This window comes from Myxococcales bacterium, from assembly GCA_016720545.1.
Classification (GTDB): domain Bacteria; phylum Myxococcota_A; class Polyangia; order Polyangiales; family Polyangiaceae; genus JAAFHV01.
The window spans coordinates 762,811-783,400 of the sequence record JADKKK010000002.1; the positions used below are offsets into that span (position 1 = coordinate 762,811).

Sequence of the window (20,590 nt, forward strand, 5' to 3'; positions counted from 1 at the left end):
TTCTCCCTCCGAGGGGTGTGTCCGCTTGCCACGCGTCGCCTTCTCTGCGAAGCCGCTCGCATGGGCTCCGTGTACGTCCACTTCCCGTACTGCCTGGCCAAGTGCCCGTACTGCGACTTCACGAGCTACGCGAGCCCGCGCGACCGCATCGACCACGCGGGGTACGCCGACGCGGTCTTGGCCGAGCTCCGCGGGCGGGCGCGCTCTCTCGCCGGCCGCGCGCGCGAGCTCCGGGTGGCGACCGTGTTCTTCGGCGGCGGCACGCCCAGCCTCTGGGAGCCCGCCGAGCTCGGCCGCGTGCTCGAGGGGGTTCGCGCGACCTTCTCGTGCGCCCCCGAGCTCGAGGTCACCGTCGAGTGCAACCCCACGTCGCTCGACGCGGCGCGCGCCCAGGCCCTCCGCGACGTGGGAGTGGGGCGGCTGTCGATCGGATCGCAGTCGCTCGACGCGGAGGAGCTGCGCTTCCTCGGCCGACTCCACGACCCGGCCGGGGCGCTCGCGGCGGTGCGCGCGGCGCTCGGGGTGTCCGGGCTGCGCGTGTCGACCGACCTCATCTTCGGTCTGCCTGGACAGGCGCCCGAGACCGCCGCGGCGCAGGCGACCGCGCTGGCCGACCTGGGCCTCCAGCACGTGTCGGCGTACCAGCTCACCATCGAGGCCGGCACGCGCTTCGGCGAGCTCGCGAAGGTCGGGCGGCTCCCGCTCGCGGACGACGGCCGCGTCGCGGAGGCCTTCCTCGCGGTGGACGAGGCGCTCGTCGCGCGCGGGTTCGAGCACTACGAGATCTCGAACTTCGCCCGACCCGGCGAGCGCGCGCGCCACAACGAGGGGTACTGGCGGGGCGACGAGTACCTCGGCCTCGGCTGCGGCGCGGTGGGCGCCCTCGAGCGCGACGACGGGCGCGCGGCCACGCGGTACCGCAACCCCGTATCTCCTGCAGACTACATGCTTCGAGCGACGGCCTTCGGAGACGCGCCGACCACCGGGCTCGACGGCGAGGGCCTCTCGCTCGAGGTGGAGTCCCTGCCCCCGGAGACGCGGCTGAAAGAGCGCATCATGTTGGGGCTCCGCCTCGCCGAGGGCTTCGACCTCGACGCCGCCGCCGCGGAGGTCGGCGCCGAGGGCTTCACGCCGGAGCGCGAGCGCGCGATCGCGCGATCGGTGGCGCGCGGTCGCCTGATGCGCGAGGGCACGCGGCTCTCGATCCCCCGGGCGGCGTGGCTCTTCACGGACGACACCGCGGCGCGGCTCTTCTGACCGGCCCCGGAGCCAGCGCCCGCCCCGGCGTGCGGTGTGCTATGGGGAGCGCCCGCCACGACCCGATCCGAGGAAGTCATGCCCAAGCAAGAGCGCGCCGAGCGCCCCCGCAAGAAGCCGGTGCGCCGCAACAAACCGAAGAAGCCGGAGGACACCAAGGTGCCGGCCTTCGACCCCACGACGGGCCCCGCCCTGCGCGGCCTGCGTGCCCTCGGCCACGCGCTCGACCCCGTGCTCGTCATCGGCAAGGACGGCCTCTCCGATGGCGTGGCCGACGCCTGCAAGGCCGCGCTCCTTCGCCACGAGCTCATCAAGGTGAAGGTGCTCGCCGAGGCCCCGGTCGACCGCAAAGAGGTGGCCGCCGAGCTCGCCGCCCTCACGGCCTCGACCTTGGCCCAGGTGCTCGGGCGCACGTTCTTGCTCTACAAGCGGCACCCCACGAAGCCCCGCGTGCGCGTCGATATCTGAGCGGTCCCGGCACGGAGAGGCGCCGGAGACGTGCGCGACCGCAAGCGGCCTGGTAGGGTCGACCCATGCGCTTCGCTACGTGCCTCCTCGTCTCGCTCCTCGCCGGCTCCGTTGCGTGCTCGGCCGAGCTCTCGGGCGACCCCGGCGATTCGAGCGATCCGAGCGGCGAGAGCCTCGAGGGGCTCACCGCGGAGGACGCCGAGGTGCGCGCCGAGCGGATCCTGCGCGAAGCGAACGCACGCCGCACCGACTTCGAGCCCGAGGAGAACGCCACACGCGCGGCCGCGTCCGAGGGCAGCGCGACGGCCGGCGGCCCCCTCCCGCTCGCGCCGGCGCAGATGGGTCAGGTCGGGCTCCGCACCCTCACCGACGACGCGAGGGCGGCGCTCGGCCTCGGCACCTGGGGTTTTCGCTTCGTCGTGGTCCCCGTGGGGGCGTCGGCACCGCGGCGCGTGCTCTCGGAGTCCGGCACGTCCACGAAGCTCATGGGCGCGTCCACGTTCAAGATGTTCACCGCGTGGACGGCGTTCAAGACGGGGTCCACCGGGCACAACACGCTGACCCTCATGCTGCGCGCGAGCAAGAACCCGCTCGCGAACCTCGCGATGTGCCAGAACGGCGAGAAGCTCCGCGGCTACGACGCGCCTTGCGTCGCGCGCACGAACGCGACCACGTCGATGCGCTTCAAGGACGCCATCCCGGCGACGCGGGCCCACCTGGTCGCGGAGAACGTCGCGTTCTCGAGCCTCTTCACCCAGCGCGACGGCTCCGGGCTCGACCCGGCCAACGTCCTCACGGTCGACGACCTCACGTCCCTCCTCGACGACATCAACACCGACGCCAAGCGCTCGGAATTCCTCAACATGTTGGCACAACCGGGGGTCGCCTCCACCCTCGAGACCCGCTTCCCTGGCCTCGAGGGGAAGCTCTTCGCCAAGACCGGCACCTACTTCGAGGACGGCGGGGGCGTGAAGTCGCTCGCCGGCATGGTGGACCTCGGCGGGGGCTCGACGCTGCTCTTCGTCGTGGTCGGCAACGGCGTCGGCGATCCGAAGAAGGCGCTCGACCGCATCGAGACCGTGGTCCGCTTGAACATCGCCGCGGCCTCGCCTCAGTAGCCGCGGCGCACGCGCCACGATCCGCGGCGAGCTGCCTTTTGACGCGGCCGGCGCCCGTGCGATGCTGTGACGCTATGCTGCTCGCGCCCCGCGCCTTCACGATCGGTCTCTTCGCGTTCGGCACTGCCCTCGCGTGCGGCGCGCCGACGCTCGCGGCCTGCGGGAGCACCCCGCGCCCCGAGAGCTTCGACCCACCGACCGAGGCCTCGGCGCCCCTCCCCACGGCCACGGTCCCGGCCCCGCCCACGCCGCCGTTCGTGCTCGACGCCGGCGCCGACGCCGACGCGGCGAAATTCGAGGCGTGCGCGAGCACCGCGGTGGAGGCGAAGCGCGACCCGCTCCCGGTCGACATCGTGTGGATCGTGGACAACTCCGCGAGCATGGCGCCCGCGGTGGCCGAGGTACAGGCGGGGCTCAACGCGTTCGCGGCCTTCGTGGGCACGAAGGGCCTCGACTACAAGATGGTGATGCTGTCGCTCCGTGGAGACGGGCCCACGACGATCGGCGGGCAGTTGCTCTACCCGGTCTGCGTGCCGCCCCCGCTCGGCGGCGTCGACTGCGCGGACGGCCCGAATTTCCGTCACGCCAGCCTCAACGTGCTGAGCACGCAAATCTTCGAGCAAGTGCTCGGCACGCTCGACCAGACCAGCGGCTACGCGGTCGGCGCGACCCGCGGCGGAGAGCCGTGGGCCTCGTTCCTGCGCCCGAACGCCACCAAGAGCATCGTCGTGGTGAGCGACGACGACTCGCGGTTCCCGGCGCGCAGCTTCGAGATGTTCCCCGGCGGCCCGAACCCCTACACCACCGGCATCGTGCTCCCGCCGGGGCTGCTCCACCCCTCGCGCCGCGACGCGTGGAAGGGCTACGTGTTCCACGGCATCTTCGGGTGGGGCTCGACCCTCGACGACAGCATCCGCTGCGTCTACCCCGGAGGCAGCCGTCCCTCGTCGTCGGGTGCGGAGTACTCGCTCCTCGTCGCGAAGACCGGCGGCGTCCGCGCGCAGATCTGCGACGGAAGCGCCGCGTGGGGCCCGTTCTTCGACGCGGTCGCGACCGCCGTCCTCCGGACCGCCCGCGTGGCGTGCGAGCTCACCCTCCCCAAGCCGGAGGGCGGCGTGCTCGATCCGGGCCTCGTCAACGTGCGGGTCACCGACGGGTCGAAGCCGCCGCTCACCGTGCCCAAGGTGACCGACGTGGCCGCGTGCGGCGCCGGCGAGGGCTGGTACTACGACGCTGCGACCCCACCCACCAAGGTGACGCTCTGCCCCACGTCGTGCGAGAACGCCCAGGCCAAGCCGGGCGCGGGCGTGAACATCCCGAAGGTCGAGGTGCTCCTCGGCTGCAGCACGATCGCCCGCTAAATTTAGCCCGGAAAATTCGCGAGGTTCGGGCGACAGCGCAGCGCGCAGCGCGCAGCGCCCGCGGGGCGGCGGCGCTCTACAGCAGCAGCGCGTGGGGGTTGGGGCCGAAGGGGGTACCCGGGCACTTCACCGCGGCGGCGAGGGCCGCCCAGTGGGCGTCGACGTTGGGCGTGTTCGGGTTGAAGCGGGCGTTGCCGTCGCAGAGGAAGCTCGTCCCCTGCTTGACGTTCTTTCCGAACACCGCGGTGACCACGCCGTCGCCGTGATCGCCGTTGGGCACGCGGACGAAGTCGCCCGTGATGGCCACCACCACGTTGCGGTCGGGGAGGTTCAGCATGCGGGTCATGAACGTGCGCAGCGGCGTCATGCGGTCGTCGAACGAGCCGGCGCCGAGCAGGCGGTTGCGCGAGAAGAGCATGTTCTGCGAGACGCCGCCCGACACCTGGTGGAAGTCCCACCCGACGAAGCCCTGGTCGAACACCGAGATCACGTTCGACTGCGCGGCGCGGATCATCACCTCGGCGCCCGCCAGCTGCGACGCGAGGCTCTGCACGGTCGTCGCGCCATTTAGTCCGTAAGCTGTTGATATTTCTGGAAAAGTAACAGGCGGCGGCGCGGGCTTGTTGAGCGCGGCGATGCCCGCCTGGTACGCCTCGTTGACGCTGAGCAGGCTGCGCGGGTTCGCGTTGATCTGCGTCTGCGAGATCGCCTGCGACGACCCGAGCCCGGCGCCGGCGATCGCGCGGTCCGGGGCGGTGGGATCGGCGACGCCGGCGCCGAGCGCGCGGATCGCGCTCGCGAGATCGGTGACGCGCTGGAGAGAGACCGCGCCCGCGGCCGGCTGCGTGCGGTACGCGGGGTAGTCGCCGAGGTGCACCGCCTTGAGCGCCGAGTCGCCGCCCATCGCCGCGGCGAGCTGCGTGAGGTAGCTGCCCGTTCCACGACGGGTCATGGCGCGCTCGCCGCCACCGTTCGAGTTGTCGGGGGTCGTGTGGCTCGAGACACCGTGGCGCGCGCCGAGCGCGAACCAGTGCTGGTGCGCGAAGGCGGGCAGCGTGCCCATCGTGGCGCGGTCGCAGGTGACGCCGTTGCCGATGACCTGAATGTTGGTGCTGGTGAGCCCGAACTTGTTGCCCGTGACGAAGGGCATCGCGGCGCCGCCCAGCGCAGCGTTGAAGCCGCCCGGCAGGAAGATGAAGACGAGGTGGGAGGTCTCGCCCGCGGCGTGTGCGCTCGGCAGGAGCGGGCCGCCGAGCCGGGCGCCCGCGGCGACGCCGCCGAGGGCGAGGACGCCCTTCAAGAATCCGCGACGGGTGGGGTTGCGTGCGCTCATGTCGCCTCGGTCAGGTCAAGCGGTCAGTAGGTCAGGAAGCCGGTGGAGGTGAGCACGCTCGCGAAGACGTAGGCCCACTTGCGCTGCGGGTTCGTCTCCTTGTCGAGCTTCGTCGTGGCGAGCGCCACGCACTCGGTGATCTCGTTCGGCGAGGCCGCGCGGCTCCACGCCTTCGTCATGAACGCGCCGCACTCGGTCGCCGCCGTGGCGGCCGTGGGGGCGGCCGCGTATTTGGGATCGGCCTTCGCGTAGGCGAGCGCGCCCTCGAAGCTCACGGTGTAGAGCGTGGCGAGGCCCACGCCCGTCGCGCGGGGCTCCTCGTACCAGCGCGCAGGCGGCGTCTCGAACGAGCCCGATTCGGCGGCGAGTCCGGCGGGCGCGCGCCCGAGCACGCGGGTGAACTCGCCCGCGAGGACCGCGAACGGCTTGATGCGGCCGCGGTTCAGGCCGACGTTCTCGTTGACCCGCGCCGCCTCGAGGCCAGCGCCGTCGAAGCCCTTGTACGAGCGCCCCGGGGGCTTCTCGGTGCACTCGAGCGCGACAGGGGGGGGCTCGCCGCCGCCCGGGGTCGTGCTCGAGCCCGACGGGTTGGTCGCCGGCCCGCCGGGGCCACCCGCGGGCTGCCGAAGGAGCGTGTCGGCGTCGCCCCCGCTGCAGGCGGCGAGCCCCACCGCGACGCCGGCGAGACTGAGGGTCGCGGCGAGCAGCGGCGAGCGCGGCGCACCCGCGCGCCTCGTAGCGCGGGGGGTGGCGGGCGGCGGAGAGGAGTCGGAGTTTTTGGAGGTGGGCACCGGCGTTTCCTGTTCGCTTACTGACAAAACGAGGCGTCCTTCGCGATCACGGCGATGGCCGGGACCACGCTGCCCTTCGAGAGCTCGTCCACGCACTTGTCGAAGAGCGGGGCCTCGCACTGGTTCTCGGGGCGGCCGTAGAGAAACTTGTAGATCAAGCGGCACTGGCTGAACTTGAACGCGTCGGAGTCTACGAGGGTCGTGACGAGCTCGCGATCGTCGCGCAGCGTCTTGCCGAGGAGCGCGGTGGGCGCGACGGTGGTCGCGTCGAAGGTCACGGTGCCGTCGGCCGCGACGCGCTTCTGCGAGAGCACCGCGGCGGCCTTGTCGAGCGCGAACCACGACGTGAAGTGGCATCCCTCGCACGCCGCCGCCTGCCGCCCCGCGGCGGTGCGATCCTCGCCAGGCTTGGCCACCGACGCGGGGACCTCGAAGCCCGTCGTGTTGTGGATCATGTGGTACGCGGCGGAGAGGCGGATGCCCTTCTCCTCGTTGCCCGCGTACCGCACCATCCACGGGGTCGTGCGGAAGTACCCGAGGCCATTCGCGCTGGGCACGACGTCCAGCGCCCGGCGATCGGCCGTCGGCCGCACGTCGTACGCACCGACGAACAGGTCGCGCCACGGCTTGTTCTGCTCGAGCACGTAGCGCGCGAGGAAATAGATCGGATCATTCGTCGGGTCGGTCGTGGGGCCGCCGTTGAACGAGGCGTTCACGAAGCTCGCGAAGCGGTCACGGAACTCGGGCGTGGCGAGCATGGCGTCGACGCGGCTGGCCGGGTCGTCGGCGCCGAGCAGGGCCGCGTCCGGGCTCTTGCCGAGGAGCGTCACGGAGAGCCTCGTCGCGCACCGCTGGTTGCGCGCCGCGCGCCCCGGATCGTCGGCGTGGGCCACCCGGCCTGACAACGCAGGGATCGAGGCGAGAAGCAGCGCGCCAAGCGCGACGCCGGCGACGGGGGCGAGAACCGGGAACGCGAGAGCGAGTGCGCGGCTTCGTTTCATGGGGCCCTTTGGGCGTACGTGAGCCGGTCACGCCGCGCAAGGTGAGGTCGCCCGGAACGCGCAATTTCTTCGCGAGTTTCGGTGACGCTGAAAGGTTCCGCCGTGGGTACCCTCCGCGCTCACGGAGGCGGCTTCGGCGTCGCCGCATGCACGCTCCGGGAGCGCGCCCCGGTGCGCGCGTCGAGCAGGGCGACCCCGCTGCGGGGGCCGCACAGCCACGCGACGACGAGCGCCTTGTCGGGGTGCCCGAGCGCCACCTCGCACGGCGCGCCGCTCTCCGCGCCGCCATCGGCCGCCCCAACCGCAGGTCGGAGGGGGACGGTCGCGCGAAAGAGCTCGCGAATGTCGGCCCCGTCCTGCCCCTTCACCTCGTACCCCACGACGCTCGCCTCGTCCCCCCGCGCGGCGTCGAGCGCGGCCAGGTAGACGACGTCCTCCACGTCGAGCACGTTGAGCGCGGTCGCGCCCGCGAACGGCACCTCCTTGCGCCACGCGACCGGGGGGCCGCCGCCGCGATCGTCCGCGCGACCCAGGCGGAGCAGCTCGCGCCGCGTCGCCACGAACAGCTCGCCGGGGGCGGCGCGCAGCGAGAAGACGCCCGCGCCTACCAACGGAGACGAGAGGTCGACCTCCCTCCACGCTGGGCTCCCCGGTCCGACCACGCCCTTCGCGAGCGGCGGGTCGACGAGGAGCAGGCGCTCGGCGCCGCCCGGGCCGGCCGTCGTGAACACCACGAAGTGGCCATCGGCGACCTGGCCTCCCTGGCCTCCCTGGGCGCCGCGCTCCGCGGCGTCGCGTGGGAGCATCACACGGAAGGCCTCCTCGCCGGTCTTTCCGCGGTGCGCGACCGCCAGGCCCGCGCCGCGCCCGCTCGGCCCCACCGCGAACGCGAGATCTCCCGGGAGCGCGATCAGCGACGTCGCGTGGGTCCGCTGCGCCCAGGTCGGCCTGCCGGTCTGGCGATCGAGCGCCTGGAGGCGACCGCCCTCGAGGGCGATCGCGACGTGCGCGAACACGACGCCCGCGCGAGCGCCCGCGCGCCCTGAAGGTCCCGCGCGTCCCGTGTGCCCCGCGTCGCTCGCCGCCCCGAGCGGGACGCGGAAGGTCTCCGCGTCGCCCTCACGCAATACGGCCGCTCCCGACTCGACCTCGAGCCGCGCGAACGGGGGAGCGACGCGCCACACCTCTCCAGTCGCGGGGTTCGCGCGGTGGGTGCGGCAGTCGAGCGGCTCCGGAACGAGCCGCGGGCCGGCGTCGCTCGGCGCGGGGCTGGGCGGCGGCGGGCGCTCTCGGCAGCTCACGAGCGCGAACGCGAGCGCGAACGCGAGCGCGAACGCGACGACCACACCTTCGCGGCGAGCGCGGGCACCGGCGCCGAGGGTTCGCATCGTGCGACGGTACCCACGGCGAGCGACGGGACGCAACGCGGGCGCGCTCGGCCTTCCCGCGGGGCAAGCTGTGGAGAACCGCTGAACAAGCTCCGCAGCGCCTCGGGCCAACCTGTGTTCAAGCGAGGCGTCGGTTCAGTACCGAAGGATTTCATGGACCTCGGCCCTCGGCGGCACGAACCTACCGCATGGAGTATCCATTGGGCTTGCGCGGCCCCACATCTAGGGGCTAAGAACACTGCGGGCCGCAGCCACGGCGGGCCCGAGCGCACGGGCCCAGCGGTCCGTGGCCGGGCTCGCCTCGCGCCGAACCGCCGAAACGCGGGCTCGGATGTGCAGGCTTTTGCGAGCTCAGACTGAACATACGGACAGAGCACACCTGATCCCTCCTGAACACGGCGGCGAGCTAAGGTACTGGGACATCAGGGGAAATCGATCCGGCCGGGACACGGCCGGTGCGCGCGGGAAGGACGAAGGGGCATGGCACAATCGACGAACGGCGGCGGGGTGGGAGCACGTGGGTTCATCGCGGCGGGCAGCGCCGGGAGCGCGGGGAAAGGGCGAGGCGCCTCGAAGTCCTCGACGACGCGCGAGGCGCCGGCCAAGGGCGGCATGCGTGATCCGCGCGGTGGCGCCGCGGCGCGCAAGGCGCGCGGCCTGACGTTCGCCCGCGCGCACACTCGCCCGGGCGTCGATCCGCTCCGCGCCGGCGCCCCGGGTCCCGGCGGCGCGCCGCTCGTCTACGAGCGCCGCTCGTCGATCATCACGAACCCCGACGGCTCCATCGTCTTCAAGATGGAGGGCGCGGAGATCCCGTCCACGTGGAGCCAGCTCGCCACCGACATCGTCATCTCGAAGTACTTCCGTAAGGCCGGCCTCCACGGCAAGAAGGAAGAGGGCGAGCGCAGCGTTCGGCAGGTGGTCCACCGCATCGCGCACACCATCCGCGACGCGGGCGAAGGCTTCGGCGGCTACTTCGCGACGAAGGCCGACGCCGACGCCTTCGAGGCCGAGCTCGCCTACCTGCTCGTGCACCAGCACGGCGCCTTCAACTCGCCCGTGTGGTTCAACTGCGGCCTCTTCCACGAGTACGGCATCGTCGGCTCGGGCGGCAGCTGGGCGTGGGACGTGAACAGCGATCCGCGCACCAACGCCACCCTCGAGAGCGCCAACGCCTACGAGCGGCCGCAGTGCTCGGCGTGCTTCATCCAGTCGGTCGACGACGACCTGATGAGCATCTACGACCTCGTGAAGACCGAGGCGCGCCTCTTCAAGTACGGCTCGGGCACCGGCACGAACTTCAGCGCCATCCGCGGCCGCCAGGAGAAGCTCTCCGGCGGCGGCACGTCGAGCGGCCTCATGAGCTTCCTCGAGGTGTTCGACCGCGCGGCGGGCGCCACCAAGAGCGGCGGCACCACGCGGCGCGCGGCCAAGATGGTCTGCCTCGACATGGACCACCCGGAAATCGTCGACTTCATCAACTGGAAGGTGCGCGAAGAGAAGAAGGCACACGCCCTCATCGCCGGCGGATACTCCAGTGATTTCAACGGCGAAGCGTACCACACCATCAGCGGTCAGAACTCGAACAACTCGATCCGCGTGACCGACGAGTTCATGAAGGCGGCGCTGGCGGGCGGCACCTGGCAGACCATCATGCGCACCACCGGCGAGGTCTGCGAGACCCTCGACGCGAAGGACGTGTGGCGCCAGGTCGCCGAGGCGGCGTGGGGCTGCGCTGACCCCGGCGTGCAGTACGACACCACGATCAACCGCTGGCACACCTGCCCGAACAGCGGAAAGATCCGCGGCTCGAACCCGTGCTCCGAGTACATGTTCCTCGACGACACGGCCTGCAACCTCGCGAGCATCAACCTCACGAAGTTCCTCCGCGACGAGGGCCACGAGGGCGGCTGGTTCGACGTGGAGGCGTTCCGCCGGGCATGCCGCACGTTCTTCGTCGCGCAGGAGATCCTCGTCGACCTGTCGTCGTACCCCACGAAGCAGATCGCGGAGAACAGCCACGACTACCGCCCGCTCGGCCTCGGGTACGCCAACCTCGGCTCCATGCTCATGCAGATGGGCGTGCCCTACGACTCCGACGAGGGGCGCGCGATCTCCGGCGCCATCACGTCAATCATGTGCGGTCAGGCGTTCGCCACCAGCGCGGAGATGGCGCAATCGAAGGCCCCGTTCAACGGGTTCGCCGCGAACCGCGAGCCCATGCTCCGCGTGATGGGCATGCACCGCGAGGCGGCCTACCAGATCCACCGCGAGCACTGCCCCGCCCCGCTCTACCGCGCGGCGTGCGAAGACTGGGACCGCGCCGTGAAGCTCGGCGAGGCCCACGGCTACCGCAACTCGCAGGCGACGGTGCTCGCGCCCACGGGCACGATCGGCCTGCTGATGGACTGCGACACGACGGGCGTCGAGCCCGACTTCGCGCTCGTGAAGTTCAAGAAGCTCGCCGGCGGCGGCTACTTCAAGATCGTCAACCAGTCGGTGCCGGCCGCGCTCCGCAAGCTCGGCTACTCCGAGCGCGAGGCCCAGGAGATCGTCGCCTACATCTCGGGCACGAACACCCTGCTCGGCGCGCCGCACATCAACCGACGCACCCTGAAGGAGCGCGGCCTCACCGACGCCGATCTGGCGAAGGCCGAGGCGGCCCTGCCGGGCGTGTTCGACCTCGACTTCGCCTTCGGCTCGTGGGTCCTCGGAGAGGAGACCTACGAGCGCCTCGGCCTCGCGAAGGAGCAGCGCGGCAAGCGCTCGTTCCTCGAGCAGCTCGGCTTCACCAAGACCCAGATCGAGGAGGCCAACGAGGAGATCATCGGCCGCATGACGATCGAGGGCGCGCCCTACCTGAAGCCGGCCCACTACCCAGTGTTCGACTGCGCGAACCGCTGCGGCAAGACCGGCGAGCGCTTCCTCGCGCCGATGTCGCACATCAAGATGATGGCCGCCGTACAGCCCTTCCTCTCGGGCGCCATCAGCAAGACGGTGAACCTCCCGAACGACGCCTCCGTCGACGACGTCGCGCGCGTCTACGAAGAGGGCTGGCGCCTCGGCCTGAAGGCGGTCGCCCTCTACCGCGACGGCTGCAAGGCCTCGCAGCCGCTGTCGACCTCGAGCAAGGAGAGCAAGGACGACGCGCTCGAGGCGAAGAAGGCCGCGCAGGCCGCCGAGACCCTCACGCCGATCCCCCGCACCTCGGCCCCGCAAGAGGCGACGCAGCTCGCGCTCCCCATGAAGGGGCGGCCCGAGGGCCTCCGCGTTCGGCTCCCCAAGAAGCGTGTAGGCTTCACGCAAGAGGCGCGGGTCGGTGGCCACAAGATCTTCCTCCGCACGGGCCAGTACGAAGACGGCACGCTCGGCGAGATCTTCATCGACATGCACAAGGAGGGCGCCGCCTTCCGCTCGCTCATGAACTGCTTCGCCATGAGCGTCTCGGTGGGCCTCCAGTACGGCGTGCCGCTCGAGACCTACGTGAACCAGTTCACCTTCACGCGCTTCGAGCCCCAGGGCCAAGTCGAAGGCCACCCGTACATCAAGCTGTCCACCAGCATCGTCGACTACCTGTTCCGGGTGCTCGGCGTGGAGTACCTCGGCCGCTACGACCTCGCGCACGTGAAGCCCGAGGGCGATCCGACCCAGCACGTCGGCTTCGTGGGCGGCGGCCTCGCGGAGGACCCGGAGACCGAGTCCCTCGCGTCGTCGCGCCTCGCCGTCGGCCGCAGCGCCGCGATGTCGGAGACCCTCGAGCAGCGGCTCCCCGGCCGGAACGACGAGGGGGCCGCGCAGGCCTCGCCGCTCGACGCGCAGCTCGACGCGATGATGGGCGACGCGCCCGTCTGCGACGTGTGCGGCCACATCACGGTGCGCAACGGCGCTTGCTACAAGTGCCTCAACTGCGGCAACTCGATGGGCTGCTCCTGAGCCGCTGAGCCTCGCACGGACCGACTCCGGCTTCGCCGGAGGGCTCGAAGGCCTCGCGCTCACCAGGCGCGGGGCCTTCGCGCGTCCCGCGGGTGAGCGCACGCCTCGTGGGCCTGCCGGTGGGCATGACCGCGCCGCGCGCGAGCGAGCGGGCGCGGCGAAGCGGTCGGCGCGGATCAGGGGCAGACGAACGAGCCGACGACCATCTTCGTGGCCGCGTTGTAGTACTTGTCGGTCGAGAAGAACGTAGGCGAGCCCGTGCCCTTCGGAACGCACCACACCTCGATGTCGGCCGGTGACTCGCCTGCCTCGTCGAACTCGAGCGGGCTCGACGCCCCGTTCAGATCGAACTCGCCGCCCGCGCGCACGAAGCGCCCCGCGACGTCGATCCCCGCCGGTCCCACCTCGACGACCGACGCCGGCACGACACGCGTGGCCTTCCGGATGCCGGCGGCCACGCTCGCGCCGGTGGGCGAACCGCCGGTCGTGTAGCCGAGGCCGTAGAGCAGGAGGTACGCCGCGTCGTACGCCCCCGCGGTGCCGAAGGTCGTCGCGGCCGACGCCTCCCCCGGGAAGCGCGCGTTGTACCGGAGGATGAACTTGTCGTTGACGCCGTTGCGGCGACCGGGGGCGGTGCCGCGGACCCGCGCGCGGAGGCCCTTTGGGGGCTCCGCGGCGAGGTCGTCTTTGATCGCCGCGATGAGCTTGTCGGCCTTGAGCCCGTCGGTCAGCACGTACATGGGCAGCGCCTGGCCGGCGGGCCAGCCGGCCTCGATGGGCTTGATGAGGCCGTCGACCGTCTCGTTGGTGCCGGCGATGACGATGATGTGGGGCCTGTACGCGAGGGTCGCCGTGACGAACGGCGCGAAGTCGAAGCCCGCGTCGGTCTTGTACTCGAGCCCTCGGTAGAAGTCGGCGTTGCCGGGATCGCTGAGCTTCTTCCCGTTGAACGTGAGGTTGTCGACGATCTGGTCGCGCAGCCCCTGGCCGTAGCTGTCGCCCTTCGAGAAGAGGGAGAGGCGCAGGTCGGCGGGCGTGGTGGTGCCCGCTTCGATCTCGTTCACGAGCTGAACCAGGGGGATGGCCTGGAGGGCGTCGCTCGGCGCCGTGCGGAAGAACAGGCCGGCCTTGTCGGGGTTGTTCGTGAGGGCCGGGGTCGTCGCGCTGGGCGCGATGAGCAGCGTGCCTTTCAGCGTGGTCTCCTTCAGCGCGGCGGTCGTGGTGCCGCTGTTGCCCCCGCCGAGGATCGCCGGCACGCCGACGGTCGACACGAGGTGGCGCGCTGCGCGCACGGCCGCCGGGTCTTCACCCCCGTCGGGCTGGACGAGATCGATGTCGTTGCACGACACGAACGCGACCGGCCGGGTCTTGTCGCCGACGGGCACGCCGCCGCGGGTCGAGAACTCTTGGAGCGCGAGCTCGATCGCGTTGACGCGCGCCTCGCCCTTCAGCTGGTTTGGGCCGCGGAGCGAGGTCAGCGAGCCGAGCACGATGGTCGCGTCGTCCTCCACCGCGCGCCGGTCGGTCACCACGTCGCCGCTCGCGGCGACCGCGACGACGCGCGGGCAGTCGGGGCTCACAAGCTTCACGCAAACGCGCGTATCTTTACGACAAATCGCTGGCTCGCCGCCGCTCGCGTCGATGCACTGGCGGTTGGTCGTGCAGGCCGGCGGGGCGTCGACCGAGGCCTGGTCGGCGAGGCTCGCGTCAGCGACGCGGCACACCTTCTCGGCGGTGCACCGCGCGCCGCCCCCGAAGCCCGCGCAGTCGGCGTCGGTCGTGCACTGGGTCGCGCCGCGCGTGACGAGGAGCGAGCACGCCGCGAGGCTCGCCGAGAGCGCGACGGCCCACGCGACGGCCACGCGGGGCCAGGGGCGCGCGCGAGGGAGGTCCCCCGCGAGGGGCGCGCGCGAGGGCGAGGACGACGCGGTCACTGGAAGCTCCCCATCAGCATGGCTCCACCGAGCGTGGGGGCGACGCGCACGGCGGGCAACGCCTCGCCCGTCTTGCCGGGATTGCCCGCCTCGCCCGTCTTGCGCGGCTCGGCGGCGCCGAGGGCGCGCACGGTGAGGTACACGCTGACGCCGGCGGCGACGAGGGTCGCGCCGAGGAAGATGTCGGTCACGAGGGCGGAGGTGCCGACGCCGCTGTCGAGCGACTTGAGCCGCGCCGGATCGGCCGTGGCGAGCCTCTTCTCGTCGGCGAGGTCGGTGGCCTTCCCCTGGGTGAGCACCGCGAACACGATCGTGCCGGCCGCGAGCCCGCCGGTGACCGCGTAGCCGACGACCGGCGCTGTCCACGACACCGGGCGCGGCGGCTCCCGCGGCGGCGCGACCACGACCACGGGCTTGGGCGGCGGCACGGCCACGAGCGCGAGCGTGACCGTGCGCGCGTCGCCGCCGGTGACGTCCACCTGCGCGAGCCCGCGCTGGAAACCCGGCGCCGTGGCCTCCAGCTTGTGCCCGCCGGGGTTCAGCTTGATGGGCTCGTCGGCCTTGACCGCCTCGCCGTCAATTGAGAGCTGCGCGGTGGCGGGCGTGAGCTGAACGGTGAGCGTGGCGATCCGAGCCTTCAGCTTGGCGATCTCGCCGGCGACCTCGCCGCGCTTGTCGTCCTTCACCTTCCCGCCGCCGTCGGCGAGGAAGCGCTCGAACGCCGCGAGCGCGCCCACGTAGTTCGTGAGCTGGTACTCGCACTGGGCGATGTTGTAGAGTACACGGTAATCGTGCTTGCTCGCCTCGTAGGCGCGCCGGAACTCCGCGGCGGCGGCGCGAAAGTCCGCCTCCTTGTACGCCTCGACGCCCCGCTTGAAGATGACGTTGACCTCGGCCGAGGTCTCGGCTCGAGCGGGCACGTCGATCGAGGCGACGGCGACCCCCACAAGGGCCGCGAGGCCCAGCCGTGCGCCCGCCTGAAAGATGCGGCGCGGGCGAGGCGCTCGGGCCTCGCGCGAGCAGACGGCAACACTCACTTGAGCACCTCGATGATCGGTCGGTCCGGGCGCTTTGGGCCCGCGGGCGTCGCCGCGGTGGCCTCGGGCGCGGGCGCACTCGCGGCAGGGGCCGGGACGGCTCGCCCGGGCGCGGGCCGCGCCGGGATGGAGTGGGCGACCGTCGCCGCGCCTGCGTCGATGGGGAGCACCTCGAGCGTGATCGAGAGGCGCTGGTCGCGATCGAAGCGCACCGCCGTGGTGTGATCCTTGTGGCCCGGGGCCTTCACGACGAGCGTGTGATCGAGGCTGTCGCGGACCACGCGGAGCTCGCGACCCAACGCGACCTCGCGGCCGTCGACCGTGGCGGAGGGGGTGGACGCCCCGGCCGCGACGACGAGCTCGAGGCCGACGTCGAGCGCAGCCGAGCCCGACGTCGCGGCCGAGGGCACGGGCGCCGGTCCGGACTGCGCGCGACCGGACTGCGCGCGGCCGGCGCTGAGCGCCGCGGCGCCCACGGCGAGGAGGAGGACGCAGACGCCGGCGACCGCGGCGATCGCCCACGCGGCACTTTTCCGGCCTCCGGGGTCGATCGATGCCCCCATCACGGGGCTGCCGGTGGTCGCCCCGAGGCTGCCGGTGGTCGCCCCGAGGCTGCCTGTGGTCGCCCCGAGGCTGGGGTGCGACGGCGTGTGCGAACGCGGCTGCGGCTGCGAATATGCCTGAGAATAGGGCTGTGAATAGGGCTGCGAGTAAGGACCCGACGACCGCTGAGGATCCGACGACGCCATCGAGTGCGAGGGTGTCAGCGTGTGCGACGCGTCGATCGGCGTGAACGACGGCTGCGAGGGGTACGTAACGCCCGTGTTCAGAATCGCCAACGTGGGCCCGGGTACCGAGGGGGCACCGCCGCTCGCCGTGAGGCCCAGCATCGCGGGCATTTCTCCGGTCGAGGCGGCCGCGCGGATCTGCCGGATCGCCTCGTCGACGACGCGCCGCCGCTTCTCCCGTTCGACCTCGAACTGCTGTGTCACGAGCTCGGAGAGCGCGCGGGCGCCTGTCTCGGCGCGGGGCAGCGTGTCGAGGTAGGCGTCGAGATCGAGCGCCAGGGCGCGGGCGGTGTCGTAGCGGGCCTCGCGATCGGCCGCCGTGGCCTTATGGATCATCGCGCGAAGCGCCTGCGGTACGGGCACGCCGCCGACGACCGCCGGGACCTGAGGGATGTCACGGCTGACGAGCTTCGCGAGCACCTGCACGTCGATGAGGTCACCCCACATGCGGGCGCCGACGACGGCCTCCCACATCATGACGCCTAAGGAAAATACGTCTGCGCGGCGATCGAGCACCTCGCAGCGCGCCTGCTCCGGCGCCATGTAACCGACCTTGCCCTTGAGCACGCCGGTGCTCGTCTGGTGGGACGCGCCGGAGACCTTCGCGATGCCGAAGTCGAGCAGCCGCGCGTGGCCGTCGTAACCGACCATGACGTTGTGGGGCGACACGTCGCGGTGGACGAGGTGCAGGGACGTGCCGTCGTGGTCGGTCAACTCGTGCGCGTAATGCAGCCCCTCGAGCACGTCGCGGAGCACGCGCAGGTGGGCGCCGAGAAACGGCACTTTTCGCTCATGGAGGCGCTTTCGCACCCCGCGGAGGGGCTGACCGTCCACGAAATCCATCGCGATGTAGAAGTGCCCCGCCTCCACACCGAACTCGTGCGTCTGCACGACGTTGGGGTGGTTCAGGTTCGCCGCGACGCGCGCCTCGTCGCGAAACATGTCGAGAAACTCGGTGTCTTCGGCCAGCTCGGGCTTCAGCACCTTCAGCACGACGAGCTTGTTGAAGCTCCCGCCGCCGCCCGCCATGGCGAGGTACGCGTTGCCCATGCCGCCGCGCGCGATCAACGCGATCGGTCGGTACTTCCCAAGCGTTCGTGGCAGAGACGTCGTGGACACCGGGACCTTGACGGAGAGCCGTGACGCGCGCGCGCCTCGGCGGCGCGACGCGGGAAAGCCCCCCGACCCGTGCAGGGTAACGGTCGGCCGCGCCTGTGTCGACCAAAACGCAGGCCACGCGGGGCCCTCCGCGGACCGCGGCTCTCGGGCTACACTGGGGCCATGGTGCGCCGTGAAGAAGATCGGACCGAGCCGCGAAGCGGCGAGGTGCTTTCTTCGCGCCGCACTTCTCCAGCGGGTGCAAGTCCCGTCCCGGTAGGCGTCGGAGCGCCGGGTAGCAGGCCCCAGCCGAGCGGGAGAGATCCCGACGGCCGAGCGGGGCGTCGAGAGGGTCCACGGACCGAGCAAGCACGCGGGCCGCAACATGAAGTGAAGCCTGCAGCCTCGACAGAGCAACAATCCGGGAGCCGAGCCGCTCATGTCACGGCGAAGGCAACATCCTCGGCGCTCGTTCCGAAGCGCGCCGTCGGTCCCGGCGGGGTAAGGGGCGCAGCACGCGTGCAAGGAGAGGTGCGGAACTCAGGAGACCCGTCTGCGCGGCCCTCGTCAGGGCAAGGCGGGCCGTATAAGCCAGGTGCGAAGTCGGCCGCTGCACAGCGGAAGTCCGAGGGGACCACGGTACCGAAGACCGGGGCGCGTGCTCCGGGAACGAACGCCGCGCAGAAGAACGCGGCGGGAGGGAAAGGTCCCTGGGGTGGTCGTGTCGGCAGAGCAGGTAAGCGCGAGGGCATGGCCGGCGAGACCGGTTCCAACCACCCCCGAGGGCACGAGCCCGCGGACAAAGTGCGACAACTGCAACGCCGACTCTGTGTCGCAGCCAAGCGGCAACCGGAGCGCCGGTTCCACGCGTTGTACGACCGCATCGCGAGGCGTGACGTCCTCGCGGAAGCGTGGAAGCGGGTGAGGCGGAACAAGGGAGCCGCGGGCGTCGATGCCCAGACGATCGCGTCTCTCGAAGAGCAGGGCGTGGAGCGCTTCCTCGAAGAGCTCCGCGTCGTGCTCCTCGCAGGCAGGTACCGGCCGGCAGCGGTGCTGCGTCGGTACATCCCGAAGGCCGATGGGAAGAGGCGGCCGCTGGGGATCCCGACGGTCCGGGACCGGGTGGTGCAGATGGCAGCGAAGCTGGTGCTGGAGCCGATCTTCGAGGCGGACTTTCGTCCGTGCTCGTACGGCTTTCGGCCCCGGCGGAGCGCGACGATGGCCCTGGAGCGCTGAGGAAGCTCGGCGCGAAGGGGGGTCATCATGTGCTCGACGCCGACATCCGCGACTACTTCGGGAGCATCGACACGACAGGCTGATGAAGCTCGTCGCTCGACGCATCTCGGACCGAAGGGTGCTCAAGCTGCTGCGGCAGTGGCTCACGGCGGGCGTGATGGAAGACGGCGTGGTGACGACCCCCTCGCGCGGCACGCCGCAAGGTGGGGTGATCTCTCCGCTTCTGTCGAACATCTACCTGTCCGTGCTCGACACCGTGTGGGAGAAGCGGTGCGCACATCTGGGCGTGCTGGTTCGCTACGCGGACGACTTCGTCGTGCTGTGCAAGACGAAGCGAGACGTCGACGAGGCCGAGCGACGCGTGAAGCATGTGCTGACGCGGCTCGGGCTCGAGCTACACCCGGAGAAGACGAGGAAGGTGGACCTCTCCTGGGGCAAGGAGGGTTTCGACTTCCTCGGTTGTCACCTGCAGAAGCGCATGAGCGGTCCCATCTGGGAGCGAGAAGGCCGAAGGGTCTACTTCCTCCAGCGCTGGCCGAGCGCGCGTGCGATGAAGCGGGTCCGACAGCGCGTGAAGGAGCTGACCCCGAGGTCACGCTGCCACGAGGATCTGCGCGAGGTCATCGCGCTGCTCAACCCCGTGCTGCGTGGATGGGGCGGCTACTTCAAGACCGGGAACGCCGCCGTGAAGTTCAACCAGCTCGACTCGTACGTCTATCGGCGTCTCAGGACCTTGCGCGTCAAGCGCGCGGGCTCTCGGATGAAGGCGGGCGCGTTCGAGAAGTGGACCCGCGACTACTTCACCAAGGGCTTCGGTCTCCACCGACTGCGAGGCACCGTCCAGTATCCGGAGGCCGCGTAATGCGGCGACACGAGAGACCACCGGTAAGCCGTGTGCGGGAAATCCGCACGCACGGTTTGAACGGGGGTTTTGCATATGGCCACCTTCGCGTGGCAGAAAGCTGAATCTACCAATGTTTCAGCCAGGCGGCCCTTCGCTCTTCGAGCTCCTCCAGCAGGCGCTCAGCGACACGACCGAAGGGTACGACAAGCTCGCACCCAAGTTCGACAAGACCCCGTTCCGCACGCCCGACGCCGTCCTGGAGACGTTCGCGCGGCAAGCGGCGAAGCAGCCCTTCGACGCCGCGCTCGACGTGTGCTGCGGCACGGGCGCCGCGATGAAGCACCTGCGGCCCTACTGCGGCCGCGTGGTGGGGCTCGACCTGTCACGGGGCATGCTCGACGTGGCCGAGCGCGAGCTCGCGGCGGAGGCCGGGCGCGCCGAGGTCGAGCTCGTGCAGGGCGACGCGCGCGTCTTGCCCACGCGCTTCCACGGGGCGTTCGACCTGGTGACCAGCACGGGAGCGTTCGGGCACATCGAGGAGCGCGACGAGCACCGCTTCCTCACCGAGATCCGGAAGGCCTTGAGGCCCGGAGGGCGGTTCGTGTTCGTCACCGGTGAGGCGCCGCCGATCACGAGCGCGTGGTTCTGGCTCGCGCACGGCTTCAACGCGACCATGCACCTGCGGAACGCGCTGCTGCCGTCGCGGTTCGTCATGATCTATCTGACGTTCTTGTGGCCCGAGGTGAAGCGCAAGCTCGTGGCGGCGGGGTTCACGGTCGAGGCGCGCCATGGGCTCTTCGCGCCACCGTACGCCCGCGCCATCTACGTCGAGGCGGTGAGGCGCGAGTGACGCGCCCGCGCTCGCCGCCCTCAGGCCCAGACGCGGCTCTCCGGGGGTTCGCGCAGGGGGGACGCGCGAGCCTGGCCTGCCTCGCCGTGGGCGGCCTCGCGCTGTCCTTCGGCTGCTCGCGCTCGCGGGCGGATCCGGGCGTGACCGCGACGC

General features: G+C 71.3%; 13 protein-coding genes and 1 pseudogene. 7 read left to right on the forward strand and 7 right to left on the reverse strand.

Annotated elements, in window-relative coordinates; translation table 11 throughout:
- The first annotated feature begins 60 nt into the window (after window positions 1-60).
- The 4 genes from hemW to IPQ09_07075 all read left to right on the forward strand — a co-directional run bounded on the left by hemW (window position 61) and on the right by IPQ09_07075 (window position 4,204).
- A complete protein-coding gene (hemW, locus tag IPQ09_07060; protein ID MBL0193974.1) occupies window positions 61-1,257 on the forward strand; it encodes a radical SAM family heme chaperone HemW in 1,197 nt (398 codons plus the stop codon).
- 78 nt (window positions 1,258-1,335) lie between these two features.
- Window positions 1,336-1,725 (forward strand): YhbY family RNA-binding protein, encoded by a 390-nt coding sequence (locus IPQ09_07065; protein MBL0193975.1) that lies wholly within the window; start codon window positions 1,336-1,338, stop codon window positions 1,723-1,725.
- A gap of 65 nt (window positions 1,726-1,790) precedes the next feature.
- Window positions 1,791-2,843 (forward strand): D-alanyl-D-alanine carboxypeptidase, encoded by a 1,053-nt coding sequence (locus tag IPQ09_07070; protein ID MBL0193976.1) that lies wholly within the window; start codon window positions 1,791-1,793, stop codon window positions 2,841-2,843.
- A 74-nt stretch (window positions 2,844-2,917) separates the two neighbouring features.
- On the forward strand, window positions 2,918-4,204 hold the full coding sequence (locus IPQ09_07075) for a hypothetical protein (GenBank protein ID MBL0193977.1): 1,287 nt from the start codon (window positions 2,918-2,920) through the stop codon (window positions 4,202-4,204).
- A gap of 76 nt (window positions 4,205-4,280) precedes the next feature.
- Here IPQ09_07075 and IPQ09_07080 read toward each other — a convergent pair whose 3' ends face one another.
- From IPQ09_07080 to IPQ09_07095, 4 genes are all read right to left on the reverse strand, one after another.
- The gene (locus IPQ09_07080) at window positions 4,281-5,537 is read right to left on the reverse strand and encodes a twin-arginine translocation signal domain-containing protein (GenBank protein ID MBL0193978.1); all 1,257 of its coding nucleotides are present in this window, start codon (window positions 5,535-5,537) and stop codon (window positions 4,281-4,283) included.
- Between the two features lie 23 nt (window positions 5,538-5,560).
- Window positions 5,561-6,328, reverse strand: a complete 768-nt coding sequence (locus tag IPQ09_07085) for a hypothetical protein (protein MBL0193979.1) — start codon at window positions 6,326-6,328, stop codon at window positions 5,561-5,563.
- A gap of 17 nt (window positions 6,329-6,345) precedes the next feature.
- On the reverse strand, window positions 6,346-7,329 hold the full coding sequence (locus tag IPQ09_07090; protein MBL0193980.1) for a hypothetical protein: 984 nt from the start codon (window positions 7,327-7,329) through the stop codon (window positions 6,346-6,348).
- Between the two features lie 119 nt (window positions 7,330-7,448).
- Entirely contained in the window at window positions 7,449-8,717 is a 1,269-nt protein-coding gene (locus tag IPQ09_07095) for a hypothetical protein (GenBank protein MBL0193981.1), read from the reverse strand.
- A 612-nt stretch (window positions 8,718-9,329) separates the two neighbouring features.
- Here IPQ09_07095 and IPQ09_07100 point away from each other — a divergent pair.
- Complete coding sequence (locus IPQ09_07100; GenBank protein ID MBL0193982.1) at window positions 9,330-12,650, forward strand: vitamin B12-dependent ribonucleotide reductase; 3,321 nt, start codon at window positions 9,330-9,332, stop codon at window positions 12,648-12,650.
- Between the two features lie 176 nt (window positions 12,651-12,826).
- Here the strand turns inward: IPQ09_07100 and IPQ09_07105 are convergent, their stop codons facing one another.
- From IPQ09_07105 to IPQ09_07115, 3 genes are read right to left on the reverse strand one after another with little or no spacing between them, the layout of a single operon-like run.
- The gene (locus tag IPQ09_07105; protein MBL0193983.1) at window positions 12,827-14,584 is read right to left on the reverse strand and encodes an ABC transporter substrate-binding protein; all 1,758 of its coding nucleotides are present in this window, start codon (window positions 14,582-14,584) and stop codon (window positions 12,827-12,829) included.
- On the reverse strand, window positions 14,581-15,621 hold the full coding sequence (locus tag IPQ09_07110; GenBank protein ID MBL0193984.1) for a hypothetical protein: 1,041 nt from the start codon (window positions 15,619-15,621) through the stop codon (window positions 14,581-14,583). The genes IPQ09_07105 and IPQ09_07110 overlap by 4 nt, the downstream gene beginning before the upstream one ends.
- Window positions 15,618-17,528 (reverse strand): serine/threonine protein kinase, encoded by a 1,911-nt coding sequence (locus IPQ09_07115; protein MBL0193985.1) that lies wholly within the window; start codon window positions 17,526-17,528, stop codon window positions 15,618-15,620. Before IPQ09_07115 ends, IPQ09_07110 begins: the two co-directional genes overlap by 4 nt.
- Before the next feature lie 729 nt (window positions 17,529-18,257).
- Between IPQ09_07115 and ltrA the strand changes: the two are divergent.
- Window positions 18,258-19,605, forward strand: a pseudogene (ltrA, locus tag IPQ09_07120) (group II intron reverse transcriptase/maturase).
- Window positions 19,606-19,717: 112 nt separating this feature from the next.
- Entirely contained in the window at window positions 19,718-20,437 is a 720-nt protein-coding gene (locus tag IPQ09_07125) for a class I SAM-dependent methyltransferase (protein MBL0193986.1), read from the forward strand.
- Window positions 20,438-20,590 lie beyond the last annotated feature (153 nt).

Coding starts and splice junctions, on each gene's coding strand:
- IPQ09_07065 (MBL0193975.1), top strand. CDS start 1,336: ATGCCCAAGCAAGAGCGCGCCGAGCGCCCCCGCAAGAAGCCGGTGCGC.
- IPQ09_07090 (MBL0193980.1), bottom strand. CDS start 7,329: ATGAAACGAAGCCGCGCACTCGCTCTCGCGTTCCCGGTTCTCGCCCCC.
- hemW (MBL0193974.1), top strand. CDS start 61: ATGGGCTCCGTGTACGTCCACTTCCCGTACTGCCTGGCCAAGTGCCCG.
- IPQ09_07070 (MBL0193976.1), top strand. CDS start 1,791: ATGCGCTTCGCTACGTGCCTCCTCGTCTCGCTCCTCGCCGGCTCCGTT.
- IPQ09_07080 (MBL0193978.1), bottom strand. CDS start 5,537: ATGAGCGCACGCAACCCCACCCGTCGCGGATTCTTGAAGGGCGTCCTC.
- IPQ09_07125 (MBL0193986.1), top strand. CDS start 19,718: ATGTTTCAGCCAGGCGGCCCTTCGCTCTTCGAGCTCCTCCAGCAGGCG.
- IPQ09_07100 (MBL0193982.1), top strand. CDS start 9,330: ATGCGTGATCCGCGCGGTGGCGCCGCGGCGCGCAAGGCGCGCGGCCTG.
- IPQ09_07095 (MBL0193981.1), bottom strand. CDS start 8,717: ATGCGAACCCTCGGCGCCGGTGCCCGCGCTCGCCGCGAAGGTGTGGTC.
- IPQ09_07075 (MBL0193977.1), top strand. CDS start 2,918: ATGCTGCTCGCGCCCCGCGCCTTCACGATCGGTCTCTTCGCGTTCGGC.